Source organism: Lentzea pudingi, assembly GCF_014646255.1.
Classification (GTDB): Bacteria; Actinomycetota; Actinomycetes; order Mycobacteriales; family Pseudonocardiaceae; genus Lentzea; species Lentzea pudingi.
Genome location: NZ_BMNC01000004.1, coordinates 662,490 through 677,227 on the forward strand (window position 1 = coordinate 662,490; position 14,738 = coordinate 677,227).

The following is a 14,738-nucleotide window of genomic DNA, read 5'->3' on the forward strand; positions in this document are numbered from 1 at the left end:
GAGTTACTGTACGCGTCGGTCAAAAGATAAGGAAGCTGCTATTCGTGCGACATTCACGACCGGAATAACCGCCCTTGGGCCCAGTTGTCGGCCCGCACTCGTGCACTTCGGTGACGCCCCGTCGCCGCCGCCCCCGAACGTGTCGGATGAGGGTGACCACCCCACCCACATGCACCCATGCCGAGTGGCATGGGCCGGAGGGCCGCGCGGGTTGCTACACGCCGCTCACACCCGCCCGAATACGCTCACCCACCATGCGTAACGTCCTGCTCATCGCTTCCGTGGCGCTCGCGGCGGCCACCGGCCTCACCGGGTGCGCCGGTTCGGCCCAGCCCTCGGCCGGCGGTACGACCCCCGCCGCCGCGCCCACGAACCCCTGCAAGGCCGACGACTTCAAGGTCACCGGCGACTTCGGCGCGGCGCCCAAGGTCGAGATCCCGAGCTGCAAGCCCACCGACGAGCTCATCATCAAGGACCTGGTGCCCGGCACCGGCGCCGAGGTGAAGACGGGCACGACGGCCACGGTCAACTACCAGCTCACGACGTTCTCCGACAAGAAGGTGCTCGACAGCTCCTTCCAGCGCGGCACCCCGTTCGACGTCGAGAACGTCGGCCAGGCGCCGGTCATCGACGGCTGGAACGAGGGCATCGTCGGCCTCAAGGAGAAGGGCCGCCGCCTGCTGATCGTGCCGCCCGCCAAGGGCTACGGCCAGGGCGGTCAGGGCATCAAGCCGAACGAGACCCTCGTGTTCGTGATCGACGGTGTGAAGGTCACCCCCGCCGCCTGACCCGTGCACGCGAAACGGCCCCCGAACCGGTACCGGTTCGGGGGCCGTCGCGTTCCGCCCGTCAGGGCAGGAGCAGCAGCTTGCCGGTCGTGCGACGCGACTGCAGGTCCGTGTGCGCCTGTGCCGCCTCCTCCAGCTTGTACCGCCCGCCGATGCGCACGTTCAGCTCCCCGGACGCGATCGCCGAGAACAGCTCGCCCGCCCGCCACTCCAGTTCCGCGCGGTCGAGCAGGTAGTGCCCGGTCGACGGGCGCGTCAGGTAGAGCGACCCGCCCGCGTTGAGCCGCTGCGGGTCCACCGGCGGCACCGGCCCGGACGAGGCACCGAACAGCGCCAGCGTCCCGCGCGGCTTCAGCGACGCGAGCGACTGGTCGAACGTGTCCTTGCCGACCCCGTCGTAGACGACGTCGACCTTCTCGATCTGCGACGCGAAGTCGCCGTACCGCAGCACCTGGTCGGCTCCGGCCTCGCGGGCCAGCGCCTCCTTCTCGTCGGTCGACACCGTCGCGACGACGGTGGCGCCCTTCGACTTCGCCCACTGCGTCAGCAGCAGCCCGACGCCACCGGCCGCCGCGTGCACCAGCACCCGGTCGCCTTCCTTCACGACGTACGTCGAGTGGACCAGGTAGTGCGCGGTGATGCCCTGCAGCAGCGCGGCCGCGGCCAGTTCGACGTCCAGCCCCTCCGGCACCCGCACCGCCGACGCGGCCGGCACCACGACCTCGGACGCGTAGCTGCCCAGCACGCCCATCCACGCGACCTTGTCGCCGACGGCGAAGTCCGCGGAGTTGCTCACGACGACCTCGCCCGCGCCCTCGAGCCCCAGCGTGGTCGGCAGCGGGATCGGGTACTGGCCGCTGCGCTGGTACGTGTCGATGTAGTTGACGCCCGCGGCGCCCACCTTCACCAGCAGCTCACCGTCACCGGGCACGGGCGGCGGCACGTCCGCGTGCTCCAGCACCTCGGGGCCACCGGCCGAACGCACCACCACTGCCTTGGGCATCTGTCCTCCTTGATCGACTCAACCCGCTCAACCCGCGGCGCGACCCCGATGTTCCCCGTTCCAGCGGGTGGGAGCCAGTCGGTGCGGCTACCGTCGGTGTTCCCACGGTGACAGGCGGCACCCGGCACTGGTAAGACCGGTCCATGCGAAAGACATCCCTGCTGCTGATCGCATTGCTGCTACTGGTGGGAGCGCTTCCATCCCACGCCGCCTCGGCCAAGAAAGGCGTGAACGCGGCCGACGACCCAGGCCCGGCCGGCGCCGCCATGGCCGCCCTCGACGCCCGCTGGTACTACACCTGGGCCTCGGACCGTCGGGGCATCCAGAGCAACGCCGAGTTCGTCCCCATGATCTGGGGCGCGGCCAGCGTCACCGACGCCGAACTGAACAGGGCCAAGGCCAACGGCACACAACTGCTGGGGTTCAACGAACCCGACATGGCCGGGCAGGCCGACATGACCGTCGAACGCGCCCTGGACCTGTGGCCGCGCCTGCAGAGCACCGGCCTGAGGCTCGGCGCCCCGGGCGTCGCGTTCGGCGGTGACGTCGCCGGCGGCTGGCTCGACCGCTTCATGGCCGGGGCGAAGGCGCGCAACCTCCGCGTGGACTTCATCCCGATCCACTGGTACGGCCAGGACTTCTCCGCTGCTGCCACCGGACATCTGGAGTCGTACCTGCGCAACGTGTACAACCGTTACAAGAAGCCGATCTGGCTCACCGAGTACGCGCTGATCGACTGGCGTTCCGGCCGTGCGGTCTACCCGAGCCAGCAACAGCAGACCGCGTTCATCACCGCGTCGACGAGGATGCTCGACGGTCTGTCCTTTGTGGAACGGTATTCGTGGTTCACGTTGTCCACGAGGACCAGCCCCACCGGACTTTCCACGGGCACGGCGCTGACGGCGGCGGGCAACGCCTACAAAGTCGCTTAGTGGTGTGAGCTGGCAACGTTCCGGCTCACACTGCTTAGTCCTCCCCGAGGGCGACCCGGCGCGCGAGGCCCAGCGGCAGCGCGCCGGACCCCGCGATCCGGTCGTGGAAGTCGCGGAGCGACCCCAGGCCCGCCGCCAGGTACTCGTCGCGGATCAGGTCGATCTCCAGCGCCCCGGTCAGGTACGACGGCGCCTGCGTCGGCCACGCGCAGTACCGCTTCACCTCACCGGTGGCGGTGCCCGGCGTGAGTGCCGTGCGCGCCACCATGAACGACTCGGCCTCGGCGGGGGTCATGTCACCGCAGTGCAACGCCGTGTCGACGATCATCCGCGCCGCCCGGAACAGCCGCGCCTCGACATGACCCATCAGCGCGCCCTTGGTGGTGTAGTAGCCGACCGACCGCAGCAGCTTCTCCGAGTACAGCGCCCAGCCCTCGGAGAAGTACGAGGTCCGGAACACCTTGCGCAGCGGGTGCGCCGGGCCCTGCGCGGCCAGCCACGCCGAGTGCCAGTGGTGGCCGGGGTAGGCCTCGTGCACCGAGATCGTCGGCAGCTGCGACCGCGCGTTGGTGCGCAGGCGGTGCGTGACCTGCTCGTCGGACGCGCCGTCCGGAGTGAACGGCACGAAGAAGTAGCCGGTGCGCTTCGACGTGAGCGGCGGCGGCCCGAGGTAGCTCGCGACCGACATGACAGCCCGTTGGAACGGCGGCGACCCGACGACCCGGCAGTCCTCGCCCTCCGGCATCGTCACGAGCGAGTGCTCGATCAACGCGGCGCGCGCCCGTGAGGTCTCCGCCTCGTACTCGGCGCGCATCGCCTCCATGGTCGGCGGGTGGTCGTCCTGCAACGACGTCATCGCCGCGCGCCAGTCCGGCGACCCGGCCAGCTCGACGAGCTCGGCCTCCAGCGCCGCGTAGGCGTCCTGGCCGCGCTGGTGCAGCTCCGGCGCCCCGTAGCCGAGCACTCCTTGTCCTGCAACACGGTCGAGTAGAGCTTCTCGCCCATCCGCCAGTCGCCACCCGCCCGCACGGCCAGGTCCTCGAGGAACGCCGAGTGCCGGTCGAACGCGTCGGCGGCGGGTCCGGCGGCCTCCGCCAGCGTCGCGCGCAGCTCGGGCGACGACACCTGCAGCGGCAGCTGGTCCAGCAGGAACGACCGGCCCGTCCGCACCTGCCCGAGCGTGCGCAGCACGACCAGCGACGACGCCAGCGACGGGTCGAGGTTCGCCTCGGCGGCGGCGAGCACCGACGGCACCTCGCGCAGCTTCGCGACGGTCGACGTGACGAGCTCGGCCTCGGGCAGCAGCCCGTGCAGGAACGGTCCCAGCAGCCCGAAGAAGATCATCCCGGAGTACTCGTGCGGGTCGCGCCGCCAGCCCGGCCACGCCTCCATCGCCGACGCCCCGCGCAGCACCGACACCGCCAGATCGCGGTCCACCGACCTCGGCAGCGTCTCCAGCTCCGCCAGCCACGCCTCCTTCTCCCTGGCCCGCTGCTCGAACGCCGCCGCGGAGAAGTCCCCGAAGGTCGAGTAGTGCGGAAGCGAGCCGACTCCGGCCGCGTGCGCGGGGTGGCGGTCGAAGTACCAGGAGAGGAACGACGCGAGGGTGTCGGTGGTCACCCGATGGAAGTTACCCGGTGGTTTTACAGTGTGGGGGTGTCTGATCAAACCACTCAGAAGCGCATCGCGGAGTTCGTGAAGGCCCACGGCAAGCCGGGCACGGCGGTCAGGGCCGTCGTGGAGCCGATCGGCCGGGCGGGCGCGCGGATCGTGCTGGTCGGCGCCGACGGCGCCATGGGCGACGTGATGACCAAGGACGTCGAGTCCGCCACCAAGGCCGTCGAAGCCGCCGACAACGTCGAGCAGGCCGAATGGGACCGCGAGACCACCGCGGCCACCAAGATCGGCCCGGCTCACCGCCGCAAGATGGCCAAGATGCAGTCATGAGGGTCGTGCTCGTCTCGTGCGACCTCCTGCCCGAGGGTGACGGCGACGAGGAGTCGCTGGTCGCCGCCCTGGTCCGGGACGGCGTCGACGTCACGTGGCAGCCGTGGGGCGGCCCGGTGGACGCCGATCTCGTCGTCCTGCGCGCCACCTGGGACTACACCGAGCACCTGGACGAGTTCCTGGCGTGGTGCGCCACCGTGCCCGCGCTCGCGAACCCGCTGCCGGTGGTCCGCTGGAACATCGACAAGTCGTACATGGCCGAGCTCGCCTCGCGCGGCGTCCCCGTCGTACCGACCGCGGTGGTGGAGCCCGGACAGGAGCCGGACTTCCCGGACGGCGAGTTCGTGGTGAAGCCGGCGGTCGGCGCGGGCTCACGCGGTGCCGGTCGGTTCACCGACCACGCTGCCGCACGGGCGCACCTCGAAGCCATCGGGGTCAAGGCTTTGGTGCAGCCGTATCAGTCCAGTGTGGACGAAAACGGTGAGACGGCGCTGGTGTTCTTCGCCGGCGAGTACTCCCACTCGTTCCACAAGGGACCGATGCTGGCGCAGGGGCTCGGCGAGGCCGAGTCGGGCCTCTACGTCGAGGAGCGGCTGGGCAGCATCGAACCGTCCCCGCGCCAGGTCGACCTCGCGAACCAGGTCCTCGACGTGGCCGCCGAGCTGCTGTCGTTGCGGCGCAGCGACTTCCTCTACGCCCGCGTGGACGTCGTCGAAGGTCCTGACGGCGCACCGCTGCTGCTCGAGCTGGAGCTGACCGAGCCGTCGCTCGGCTTCCGGCTCACGACCGGCGAGGCGGCGGAGCGGTTCAGCAAGGCGATCCAGGCGGCCGCGTCAGGGGCTTAAGTCCGGCGTGCCGCGGGCGATTCCCGCGAGCACGTCCAGGGCTGTGCTCAGCACGTCCGGTGGCGGGGACGCCAGTGCCAGCCGGACGGCGTTCGGTGCCGCGCCGACCGCGAACGCCGCCGCCGGGGTGACTGCGATGCCCTCGCGGGCGGCCGCGGCGGCGAACGTGTCGGCGCGCCACGGCGGTGGCAGCTCCCACCAGCAGTGGTAGGCACGTGGATCTGCGCGCACGGCGAACCCCGCCAGCCGGTCCGCGGCGATCGCCTGCCGTGCCGCCGCGTCCGCCCGTTTGGCGAGTTGGATCGCTGCCGCCGTGCCGTCCGCGATGTGGTGTGCGGCAACGTCCACGGCGAACCGCGGTGCCGTCCACCCGCCGCCGCGCACGGCCGTGGCGATCTCGTCGAAGAGGTCCGGCGGAGGTACGACGAACCCGAGCGTCAGGCCCGGTGCGATTCGCTTGGACAGGCTGTCGACCAGCACCGTGCGGTCCGGGGCCAGTGCGGCCAGCGGAGGCTCGTCGGCCAGGAACGTGTACACGGCGTCTTCGATCAGCGGCACGTCCAGCGCCGCAACGACTTCCGCCCGCCGGTGCGCGGGCATCGTGACGCCGAGCGGGTTGTGCAGGACGGGCTGGAGGTAGACCGCGTGCACCGCCGCCGCGCGCAGGGCGTCCGGCAGCACGCCGTGCTCGTCCATCTCCAGCGGGACCGCGGTGACCCCGAGCCGGCCGCAGATCGTGCGGACCACCGGATAGGTCAGCGCCTCCACGCCGAGCCGCCCGCCGACCGGGACGAGCGCCGCGATGACCGCCGCCAGCGACTGCTTCCCGTTGCCGGTGAACAGGATCTGCGACGGGCGCCATCCGTCGCGTGCCAGCAGCTCCGTCACCGCGGCGCGGGCTGCGGCCGTGCCCGTCACGCCACCCGCCTGCAACGCCTCGGCCAGCACGTCCGGGCGCAGCATCGTGGCGAGGCTCGCCGACAGGAGTGCGGACTGCGTTGGCAGGACCGGGAAGTTGAGCTGCAGGTCGACCGGCGCGCCACCGGGATCGGCGAGTGCGGGTTCCGCCGCCCCGGCCCGCACGAACGTGCCGCGGCCGACCTCGCCGACGGTCAGTCCGCGCCGCGCCAGCTCGCCGTACACACGGGCGGCGGTCGACGCGGCGATGCGCCGGCGCCGGGCGAACGCGCGTTGCGGCGGCAGCCGTTCGCCAGGCCGCAGCCGCCCGGCCGTGATGTCCGCGGCCACGGCGTCGGCGATCCGCCGGTAGTCCTCCACGAGCAGCCCCATTGCACCGAGAGCAATGTTTTGATTGTACCGAGCGAAACCCCTGGTTACGGTCGGGATCATGAGCACCGCGAACGTCAACGGCATCACCGTCGGCTACGACGACGAAGGCACCGGCGAGGTGTTGGTGCTGGTGCACGGCCACCCGTTCGACCGCACGATGTGGCGTCCGCAGGTCGAGCACTTCAGTGCGAAGGGGTGGCGGGTGATCGCCGCGGACCTGCGTGGCTACGGCGAGACCACCGTCGTCCCCGGCATCACGCCGCTGGACGTGTTCGCCGCCGACGTCGCCGCACTGCTCGACCACCTCGGCGTCGAGAGGTTCGTGCTCGGCGGCCTCTCGATGGGCGGGCAGATCGTCATGCAGTGCGTCCAAGCGTTCCCCGAACGGCTGAAGGGCGTGATCCTCGCCGACACGTTCGCGCAGGCGGAGACCGAGGAGGGTCGGCTCGACCGCAACGCCATGGCCGACCGGTTGCTGCGCGAGGGCATGTCCGGCTACGCCACCGAGGTGAAGTGGAAGATGGTGGCGCGGCACAACCCCGAGGCCGCCGAGTTCGTCGCGGGCCTGATGCACGCCGCCCCACCGCAAGGCGCGGCGGCGGCACTCCGAGGCCGCGCGGAACGGCCCGACCACACCGAGACGCTCGCCACGATCACCGTGCCCACGCTGGTGATCGTCGGCAGCGAGGACGAGTTCACGCCGGTGAAGGACGCCGAGTACATGAGCGAGCGCGTTCCAGGTTCGACGCTGGTGGTGGTCGACGGTGCCGCCCACATGCCGAACCTGGAACGCCCCGAGGTGTTCAACAGGGCAGTGGAAGAACTTCTAGCGCAGACCTGAGCCGATGCCGGTCAGGCCGCGCACCTCCATCTCCGCCTGCTTGGCCGGATCCGCCTTCTCCCCACCGAGGACCGTGCCGAGGAACCCGGCCAGGAACGACAGCGGGATCGACACGATGCCGGGGTTCGACAACGGGAAGAACGCGAAGTCGACGTCCGGGAACATCGACGACTTCGAGCCCGAGATCGCGGGGGAGAACACGATCAGCAGCACGCACGACGTGAGGCCGCCGTAGATGCTCCACAACGTGCCACGCGTGTTGAAACGCTTCCAGAACAAGGAGTACAGCAGCGTCGGCAGGTTCGCGGAGGCCGCGAGCGCGAACGCCAGGGCGACCAGGAAGGCGACGTTCTGGCCGTTCGCCGCGATGCCGCCGACGATCGCCAGCACACCGACGCAGACCGCCGTGATGCGCGCGACCCGGACCTCGTCGGCCGGGTTCGTCTCACCGTGCTTGATCACGTTGGCGTACACGTCGTGCGCGAACGAGGCCGACGCCGTCAGCGTGAGACCCGCCACCACGGCGAGGATCGTGGCGAACGCCACCGCGCACACGATGCCCAGCAGCACCGTGCCGCCGACCTGGAACGCCAGCAGCGGCGCGGCCGAGTTCTCGCCGCCCGGCGCACTGGTGATCTTGTCCGAGCCGACCAGTGCCATCGCGCCGAAACCGATGACGAGGATGCACGAGTAGAAGATCGCCATCATCCACGTGGCCCACACGACGGACTTCCGGGCCTCACGCGCGTTCGGCACCGTGTAGAAGCGCATCAGGACGTGTGGCAGGGAAGCCGTGCCGAGCACCAGGGCCAGGGCCAGCGAGATGAAGTCGATCTTGGACAGGTCCGATGCGCCGTACTTCACACCCGGCGACAGGACGGCCTCGCCCAGCGGCGAGCGCTGCGTCGCGCGGTCGAGCATCGAGGAGAAGTCGAAGCCGAACTTGCCGATCAGGAAGATCGTCAGCATCGACACGGACAGGATCAGCAGCACGGCCTTGATGATCTGCACCCACGTGGTGCCCTTCATGCCGCCGACCAGCACGTACAGCACCATGACGATGCCGACGACCGCGATGATGACGGCCTGGCCGACCTTGCTGTGCACGTCCAGCAGCAACGCCATCAGGCCGCCGGCGCCCGCCATCTGGGCGATCATGTAGAAGAGCGAGATGACCAGGGTCGCGTTCGCCGCGGCCGCACGCACGGGGCGCTGGCGCATGCGGAACGCCATCACGTCGCCCATGGTGAAGCGGCCGGTGTTGCGCAGCCGCTCGGAGATGAGCATCAGGCCGATCAGCCAGGCGACGACCCACCCGATCGAGTACATGAAGCCGTCGTAGCCGTTCACGGCAATCGCACCGGAGATGCCCAGGAACGAGGCCGCGGACAGGAAGTCGCCGGAGAGCGCGATGCCGTTCTGCGTGCCCGTGAAACTGCTGCCCGCCGCGTAGTAGTCCGACGCGCTCACGTTCCGCGTCGACGCCCGGTACACGATGTACAGCGTCAGCAGCACGAAAATGCCGAAGACGGACAGGTTGATCGCGGTGTTCGCCCCGGTCACGCGAGCTCCTCGTCGGTTTCCACGAGCGCGCGCACCTTGTCGACCTGGGGGTCGAGCTTCCGCTTGGAGTAACGCGCGTACGCCATTGTGATGATGATGGTGGTGACGATCTGGAGGAATCCCATCGTCAAGCCGACGTTCACGGTTCCGAACAGCGGAGTGCTCATGAACCCGGCGGCGTAAGCGGAAAGCAATACGAACGTGACGTACCAAGCGAGGAACAGCACCGTCGCCGGGAGAATGAATCGCTTGACCCGGCGCTTCAGGTCGAGGAAATCGTCACTCGTTTGGATGGCACCGAAATCAGGCTCACCGTCACCATCGATAAGCAATGAGTGAGATGGCTCGTCAAAGGTCGCGAAACCGGGGGTGGCCGGGCGTGACACGGAGGGCAGCGCCTTCGTCATCAACCGCTCGCATTCGTTACGGGGAGTGCCCGGCGAGGCTCCGCGCACACAGCGCGTCGAGTCCGGGGGTGGGAGGCGCCAGCGTAACCACGCGTGGCGGCGAGTCAATCCCCGAAGGCCACAGGACCACCCCAAAAGGTCCAGCGTCACACTGGGTGATCGGTCGTGCACGCCCGAGGTCGTTGTCGCGTCACGCTCTCTGGCCTACTATCCGCTCACACCCGATACGGCTGATGGAGATATCGAGCTGCGGGGACATCGACTCGCGGGGATTCACCAGGCCAGGAGGTAGCCGATAGTGGGGCACTTCGAGCGCGCCTTGGGGATCATTTCGTGAATGTCGAGTGGAGAAAGATCAGCGACTGGCGCAACTGGCGCCTGCCCGTCAAGCTCGGAGTCGTGCTGCTCGTGCCGGTCGCCGTGGCCGTCGGCGCGGGCGCCCTGCAGATCTCGGGATACGTCGACCGGTCCGACAACTACGTGCAGATCCAGGGCCTGGTCCGGCTCAGGGCCGATCTCGCGCCACTGATCTCCAGCGTCCAGCAGGAGCGCACGCTCGCCGCGCAGAGCGCCACGAGCGGTTCCGGGGTCGGCGCCTACCAGAACCAGATCAGCGCCACCGACAACGCCGCCTCGACCGTGCGCCGGCGCATCGACCGCACCGACGGCATCAGCGACGTCTCACGCCAGCGCTTCGCCGAGGTCGGCGGTCAGCTGGAGACGTTGAAGAACCTGCGGGAGAAGGTCGCGCAGGGCGGCGACGGCGGCGACCCGTCCGGCGGCACCTACGGCTACACCGCGATCATCAAGTCTTTGCTGGACTTCGAACAGGCGCTTATCGGGCAGTTCAACGACAACGCCATCTCCGGCACCGCGAACGCGCTGCACAACATGGTCATCGCGCAGGAGCAGGTCTCGCTGCAGCACGCGTTCGTGTTAGCCGGGATCGGCCGCGGCAAGCTCCTGAGCCCCGAGGTCCGCGCGCTGGAGCAGTCCGACATCCGGTTGCAGGACAGGCTCAGCGACTTCCAGGCCATCGGCACCACCGAACAGCGCCGCGTCTACGACCAGACCGTGACCGGCGCCGCCGTCGCGAACCGCAACGCACTCGTCGAACGCGCGCTCACCCAGCCCGACGGCACCCCGCCGCCGGTGACGCGCCCCGGCCAGCCCAAGCCGCCGCCGGAGTTCGGCATCGCCGTCGAGGACTGGAACAAGTCCTCCGGCACCACCGCCCGCCTGATGGAGCAGGTCGTCCGCGAACTGCAGGACGAGCTCGCGGACACCGCCGCCGCGCTGCAGGACGACACGTCCAACAAGGCCGGCGCCGCCGCGGTCATCCTGCTCGCGATGCTGCTCATCGCCGGCACGCTCGGCTTCGTCATCGGCCGCTACCTGCTGCGCTCGCTCTCGGAGCTGCGCCGCTCCGCGCTGAACGTGGCGCACCACCACCTCCCCGAGGTCGTCGCCGCTATCCGCGCCGACCGCAGGCCGGACACCGAGATCGAACCGGTGCCCGTGCACACCTTCGAGGAGTTCGGTCAGCTGGCGCGCGCGTTCGACGCCGTGCACGAGCAGGCCGTCCGCGGCGCGATCGAGCAGTCGTCGCTGCGATCGGGCATGAAGAACATCTTCGTCAACCTGTCGCGCCGCTCACAGGGCCTCGTCGAGCGCCAGCTCAAGCTCATGGAGGAGCTGGAGCGCCACGAGGAGAACCCCGAGCAGCTCGCGAACCTGTTCAAGCTCGACCACCTCGCGACGCGCATGCGCCGCAACAACGAGAACCTGATGGTGCTCTCCGGCACCGACACCGCCCGCCGGTTCCACCAGCCGGTGCCGCTCGCGGACGTGCTGCGCGCCGCCGCGTCGGAGATCGAGCACTACCAGCGCGTCGTGGTGAAGTCGACGCCGTCGGTCGAGATCGTCGGCTACGCCGCTGGCGACCTCGTCCGCCTCGTCGCCGAGCTGCTGGACAACGCCACCGCGTTCTCCGCGCCCACGACCCAGGTCATGATCGGCTCGCGCGTCGACCAGCAGGGAGCCGTGCTCGTCGAGGTGGCCGACCAGGGCATCGGCATGGGACCCGCCGAGCTCACCGAGGCCAACGAGCGGCTCTCCACCGGCACCGACGAGGACGTGCCCGTCTCGCGCCAGATGGGCCTGTTCGTCGTCGGCAGGCTCGCGGGCCGCCACGGCATCACCGTCCGCCTGCGCGGCGCGGGAGAGGGCCGTGAGGGCCTGCGCGCGTTCGTGCTCGTGCCGGCGGAGCTCGTGCGCTCCCACGAGGAGGCCCCGGCGCCGTCCCAGCCGCGGCACGCCGCGCTGCCCCAGCCGAAGCAGGCCGTCCCCAAGCAGCCGCACGTCGTCGTGAAGACGCCGAACCTGGCGCCCCCGCCCGCACCCGCGCCGGCCATCGACAGCCCGCGCGAGTCCGCCGAGTGGACGTCGTTCCGCGGCGCCGCGATCGACGAGTCGCTGCCGCAGCGCACACCCCGCCCCGCTTCGGGTCAGCACAACGGCGTGCCGCCCGAGTCGCCGAACGAGACGACGTCGTCCTGGTTCAGGGGCAGCGGAGCCCCGGCCGGACAGATCAACGGCGATCCTCCGGCGCCGCGGACCAATCCGGGACCCTCACCGTCCTCGTCACCGTCAGTAGTGGCATCCTGGTTCGGGAAGAAGCCCGGAGGGACGGTCTGGGAGCAGCCGGGAGACCCCGCGACGGACGCGGGGGAGACCGACGCCGGGTTGCCGAAACGGGCACCTCGCAAGAACCTGCTCCCCGACCTCGCGGGACCCTCCGAGATCGGCCCGCGGCCCGCCGTGAGCCCGAAACGCGATCCGGAACGAGCACGAGGCTTTCTCGCCAGCTACCAGACGGGCCTGCGCCAGGCGCCGCTCGGCGGCGGCGGGAACGGGAACGGCCAGTACAACGGGGAGAAGGCATGAGCACGCCTCAGTCGCGCCAGGTCGACCAGTTCGGCTGGTTGATCACGAACTTCACCGATCGCGTGGCCGGTGTCGCCCACGCGATCGTGATCTCGGTGGACGGCTTGCTGCTCACCAAGTCGACAGGTCTGCCGCCCGAGCGCGCCGACCAGCTGTCCGCCATCGCGTCGGGGGTCGCGGCCCTCACGACGGCCGCCTCACGATGCTTCGAAGGTGGCGGAGTGTTGCGCACCGTGATCGAGATGGACTACGGGATCATGCTCCTCATGTCCATTCGAGACGGGTCCTGCCTGGCGGTGCTCGCCGCCCCCGACAGCGACGTCGGCCAGGTGGCCTACGAGATGACCGTGGTCGTCGACCAGGTCGGCCAGATCCTCACTCCCGAACTGCGAGCGCAGCTGCACAGCGTGAGGTGATCAATGAGCCCGTCCCCTGACGCGCCCCGACGACGGAGTCGGGCCGAGACGCCCGCCGAGCAGACGTTCGCCGACCTGATGAACGGGTTCTCCCTGGACTCGGGCCGCAAGCGGCCGCGCACGACGGAGCAGGAGCCCGCGCGGGAGGCCACTCCCGTTGTCCCGCAAGCAGATGCGAGGGCTTTCGAATCGTCCGTTCAGGAGACCCACGAGTCGTCGATCGTTCGTGCATATGCCTGGACGGGTGGGCGCACTCGGTCGAACATCGACCTCGAGATCGAGACACTTGTCTCCGCCAATGATCAGAGTCGGCACTCTGCAGGTATCTTGCAGGCTGAGCACCAACGCGTTGTCGAGCTCTGCCACTCACCGCGATCCGTCGCGGAGGTGGCCGCACTGATGCGCCTCCCCCTGGGAGTCGTGAAGGTGCTGCTCGGTGACATGGCGGAACGAGGTCTGGTGGACGTGCACCAGACCGCTTCCGCGGGCGGTGACACGCCAGACCTCGGGTTGATGGAGAGAGTGCTTAGTGGACTACGTCGGCTCTAGATTTCCCGAATTCGGCCCTCCTGGGCCGCCCGGTCGGGAGCTGACCTCGGCCAAGATCGTCGTCGCCGGTGGCTTCGGCGTGGGCAAGAGCACTTTCATCAGGTCCATCGTGGAGAACGATCTCCTGACGATGAGTTCCCTCGCGCCGGAGCGCGCCGGTGGCGTGACGGAGCTGGTTCGCATCCAGTTCGGCCGCGTGTGGCTCGATCCGGGTCTCGCGCTGCACCTGTTCGTGGCGCCGCAGTGGCAGGACCCGCGCGCGGGCTGGAACGACGTGGTGCGCGGTGCCGTCGGCGCCGTGGTGCTGTTCGACGTGATGCGCCCCGCGGACTCCGTGGACGCGATGCGGTACTTCGAGGACCAGAACATCCCGTACGTGCTGGCGTTGAACAACATCCACGCGTCCGTGCGCTCCGACGTGACGGCGATCATCCGCGGCATGGGCATCTCGCCCGACGTGCCGGTCATGAACTGCGACCCGCGCGTGCGGCTGTCCGTCCGGGAAGCGCTGATCTCGCTGACCGAGCACGCGAAGCTGGACCGCTGGCGCCGCCGTCCCGGGCCCGACGAGACCACCCCGCTCGCGCCCGTCTGCTGACTTGGAGCTGCTCCAAGCTCTCGCTCCTCCTGGTCGATCGGCCCCGAGTGCCTGGCGCTCGGGGCCTTCTCGCGCTGGCCTAAGACCGCAGGTCGGCCAGTTGCCGGGTGTGCACGGGTACGTGGTTCTCGGCGAGGCCGTTGACGAGATCGGCGAGCGGGACCGGCTGGTCGAGCAGAAGTTCGTCGCCGGACATGAGGAACGTCGGCACCAGCACCGCGGCGGCCTGTTCGCCGACCTGGTCGGCGACGTCGCAGAGGACGGCCGCCTGGTGGCGGACACGGGTGATCAGGCCGGCCCTGCCGGAGTGCTCGGCGATGATCCGGCCGAGGTTCCAGTGGTCGAGGCAGATCCGGTTGTCGAAGGTGGGGCGTGCGCCGGACACGACGCCGAGTGCGACGGCGGCGGTCGCCGCGTCGACGCTGAGCACGTGGGCCAGCACCTGGTCGGCGTTCCAGCCCCCGTCCGCGGCCTCGCCGAGATCGGGCTCCGCCGCCACGCCGAGGAACTTCTCGTAAGCGCTGCGAAGTGCGGTCGTGTCCATAGGTACGTCCCTGTCGATGTCGGAGGCAATGCGCAACCGATGGTTGCACGTTCCCGTCATCTGTTGCAA

14 protein-coding genes and 1 pseudogene are annotated in these 14,738 nt (G+C 69.8%); 9 read left to right on the top strand and 6 right to left on the bottom strand.

Annotated features, from left to right (window positions below; all coding sequences use genetic code 11):
- Nucleotides 1-254: 254 nt before the first annotated feature.
- The gene (locus tag IEY88_RS18560; protein ID WP_189155986.1) at nt 255-788 is read left to right on the top strand and encodes an FKBP-type peptidyl-prolyl cis-trans isomerase; all 534 of its coding nucleotides are present in this window, start codon (nt 255-257) and stop codon (nt 786-788) included.
- 61 nt (nt 789-849) lie between these two features.
- Here IEY88_RS18560 and IEY88_RS18565 read toward each other — a convergent pair whose 3' ends face one another.
- Entirely contained in the window at nt 850-1,791 is a 942-nt protein-coding gene (locus IEY88_RS18565; protein ID WP_189155987.1) for a quinone oxidoreductase family protein, read from the bottom strand.
- A gap of 143 nt (nt 1,792-1,934) precedes the next feature.
- Here IEY88_RS18565 and IEY88_RS18570 point away from each other — a divergent pair, with 143 nt between their 5' ends.
- Complete coding sequence (locus IEY88_RS18570) at nt 1,935-2,723, top strand: glycoside hydrolase family protein (protein WP_189155988.1); 789 nt, start codon at nt 1,935-1,937, stop codon at nt 2,721-2,723.
- 34 nt (nt 2,724-2,757) lie between these two features.
- Here IEY88_RS18570 and IEY88_RS45525 read toward each other — a convergent pair.
- A pseudogene (locus IEY88_RS45525) lies at nt 2,758-4,430 on the bottom strand (DUF885 domain-containing protein).
- On the opposite strand from IEY88_RS45525, the gene IEY88_RS18580 reads away from it, so the two are divergent.
- Nucleotides 4,347-4,670 carry a hypothetical protein gene (locus tag IEY88_RS18580; RefSeq protein WP_189155989.1) on the top strand — a complete coding sequence of 108 codons (324 nt, stop codon included), beginning with the start codon at nt 4,347-4,349 and terminating at the stop codon, nt 4,668-4,670. The pseudogene IEY88_RS45525 and the gene IEY88_RS18580 sit on opposite strands and share 84 nt — an antisense overlap.
- Nucleotides 4,667-5,515 (top strand): ATP-grasp domain-containing protein, encoded by an 849-nt coding sequence (locus tag IEY88_RS18585; RefSeq protein WP_189155990.1) that lies wholly within the window; start codon nt 4,667-4,669, stop codon nt 5,513-5,515. Before IEY88_RS18580 ends, IEY88_RS18585 begins: the two co-directional genes overlap by 4 nt.
- Here the strand turns inward: IEY88_RS18585 and IEY88_RS18590 are convergent.
- On the bottom strand, nt 5,504-6,793 hold the full coding sequence (locus tag IEY88_RS18590) for an aminotransferase-like domain-containing protein (RefSeq protein WP_189156090.1): 1,290 nt from the start codon (nt 6,791-6,793) through the stop codon (nt 5,504-5,506). The genes IEY88_RS18585 and IEY88_RS18590 overlap by 12 nt on opposite strands.
- Nucleotides 6,794-6,863: 70 nt before the next feature.
- Between IEY88_RS18590 and IEY88_RS18595 the strand changes: the two genes are divergently transcribed.
- Nucleotides 6,864-7,646, top strand: a complete 783-nt coding sequence (locus IEY88_RS18595) for an alpha/beta fold hydrolase (RefSeq protein ID WP_189155991.1) — start codon at nt 6,864-6,866, stop codon at nt 7,644-7,646.
- On the opposite strand, the gene IEY88_RS18600 is transcribed toward IEY88_RS18595, so the two are convergent.
- Complete coding sequence (locus IEY88_RS18600) at nt 7,632-9,209, bottom strand: monocarboxylic acid transporter (RefSeq protein ID WP_189155992.1); 1,578 nt, start codon at nt 9,207-9,209, stop codon at nt 7,632-7,634. The two genes, IEY88_RS18595 and IEY88_RS18600, sit on opposite strands and share 15 nt — an antisense overlap.
- Nucleotides 9,206-9,616: a DUF485 domain-containing protein gene (locus IEY88_RS18605; RefSeq protein WP_189155993.1), complete on the bottom strand. Its 411-nt coding sequence runs from the start codon at nt 9,614-9,616 to the stop codon at nt 9,206-9,208. Before IEY88_RS18605 ends, IEY88_RS18600 begins: the two co-directional genes overlap by 4 nt.
- A gap of 333 nt (nt 9,617-9,949) precedes the next feature.
- On the opposite strand from IEY88_RS18605, the gene IEY88_RS18610 reads away from it, so the two are divergent.
- The 4 genes from IEY88_RS18610 to IEY88_RS18625 all read left to right on the top strand — a co-directional run bounded on the left by IEY88_RS18610 (nt 9,950) and on the right by IEY88_RS18625 (nt 14,125).
- Complete coding sequence (locus IEY88_RS18610; protein ID WP_189155994.1) at nt 9,950-12,562, top strand: nitrate- and nitrite sensing domain-containing protein; 2,613 nt, start codon at nt 9,950-9,952, stop codon at nt 12,560-12,562.
- A complete protein-coding gene (locus IEY88_RS18615; protein ID WP_189155995.1) occupies nt 12,559-12,978 on the top strand; it encodes a roadblock/LC7 domain-containing protein in 420 nt (139 codons plus the stop codon). Before IEY88_RS18610 ends, IEY88_RS18615 begins: the two co-directional genes overlap by 4 nt.
- Nucleotides 12,979-13,056: 78 nt before the next feature.
- A complete protein-coding gene (locus IEY88_RS18620) occupies nt 13,057-13,527 on the top strand; it encodes a DUF742 domain-containing protein (protein WP_229693527.1) in 471 nt (156 codons plus the stop codon).
- A complete protein-coding gene (locus IEY88_RS18625; protein WP_189155997.1) occupies nt 13,508-14,125 on the top strand; it encodes a GTP-binding protein in 618 nt (205 codons plus the stop codon). Before IEY88_RS18620 ends, IEY88_RS18625 begins: the two co-directional genes overlap by 20 nt.
- Before the next feature lie 79 nt (nt 14,126-14,204).
- Here IEY88_RS18625 and IEY88_RS18630 read toward each other — a convergent pair whose 3' ends face one another.
- Nucleotides 14,205-14,669 carry a hypothetical protein gene (locus tag IEY88_RS18630; protein ID WP_189155998.1) on the bottom strand — a complete coding sequence of 155 codons (465 nt, stop codon included), beginning with the start codon at nt 14,667-14,669 and terminating at the stop codon, nt 14,205-14,207.
- Nucleotides 14,670-14,738: the final 69 nt, after the last annotated feature.

Excerpts from the sequence above, each read along its gene's own strand:
- IEY88_RS18560 (WP_189155986.1), top strand. The coding sequence starts at position 255 with ATGCGTAACGTCCTGCTCATCGCTTCCGTGGCGCTCGCGGCGGCCACC.
- IEY88_RS18565 (WP_189155987.1), bottom strand. The coding sequence starts at position 1,791 with ATGCCCAAGGCAGTGGTGGTGCGTTCGGCCGGTGGCCCCGAGGTGCTG.
- IEY88_RS18570 (WP_189155988.1), top strand. The coding sequence starts at position 1,935 with ATGCGAAAGACATCCCTGCTGCTGATCGCATTGCTGCTACTGGTGGGA.
- IEY88_RS18580 (WP_189155989.1), top strand. The coding sequence starts at position 4,347 with ATGGAAGTTACCCGGTGGTTTTACAGTGTGGGGGTGTCTGATCAAACC.
- IEY88_RS18585 (WP_189155990.1), top strand. The coding sequence starts at position 4,667 with ATGAGGGTCGTGCTCGTCTCGTGCGACCTCCTGCCCGAGGGTGACGGC.
- IEY88_RS18595 (WP_189155991.1), top strand. The coding sequence starts at position 6,864 with ATGAGCACCGCGAACGTCAACGGCATCACCGTCGGCTACGACGACGAA.
- IEY88_RS18605 (WP_189155993.1), bottom strand. The coding sequence starts at position 9,616 with ATGACGAAGGCGCTGCCCTCCGTGTCACGCCCGGCCACCCCCGGTTTC.
- IEY88_RS18615 (WP_189155995.1), top strand. The coding sequence starts at position 12,559 with ATGAGCACGCCTCAGTCGCGCCAGGTCGACCAGTTCGGCTGGTTGATC.
- IEY88_RS18620 (WP_229693527.1), top strand. The coding sequence starts at position 13,057 with ATGAACGGGTTCTCCCTGGACTCGGGCCGCAAGCGGCCGCGCACGACG.
- IEY88_RS18630 (WP_189155998.1), bottom strand. The coding sequence starts at position 14,669 with ATGGACACGACCGCACTTCGCAGCGCTTACGAGAAGTTCCTCGGCGTG.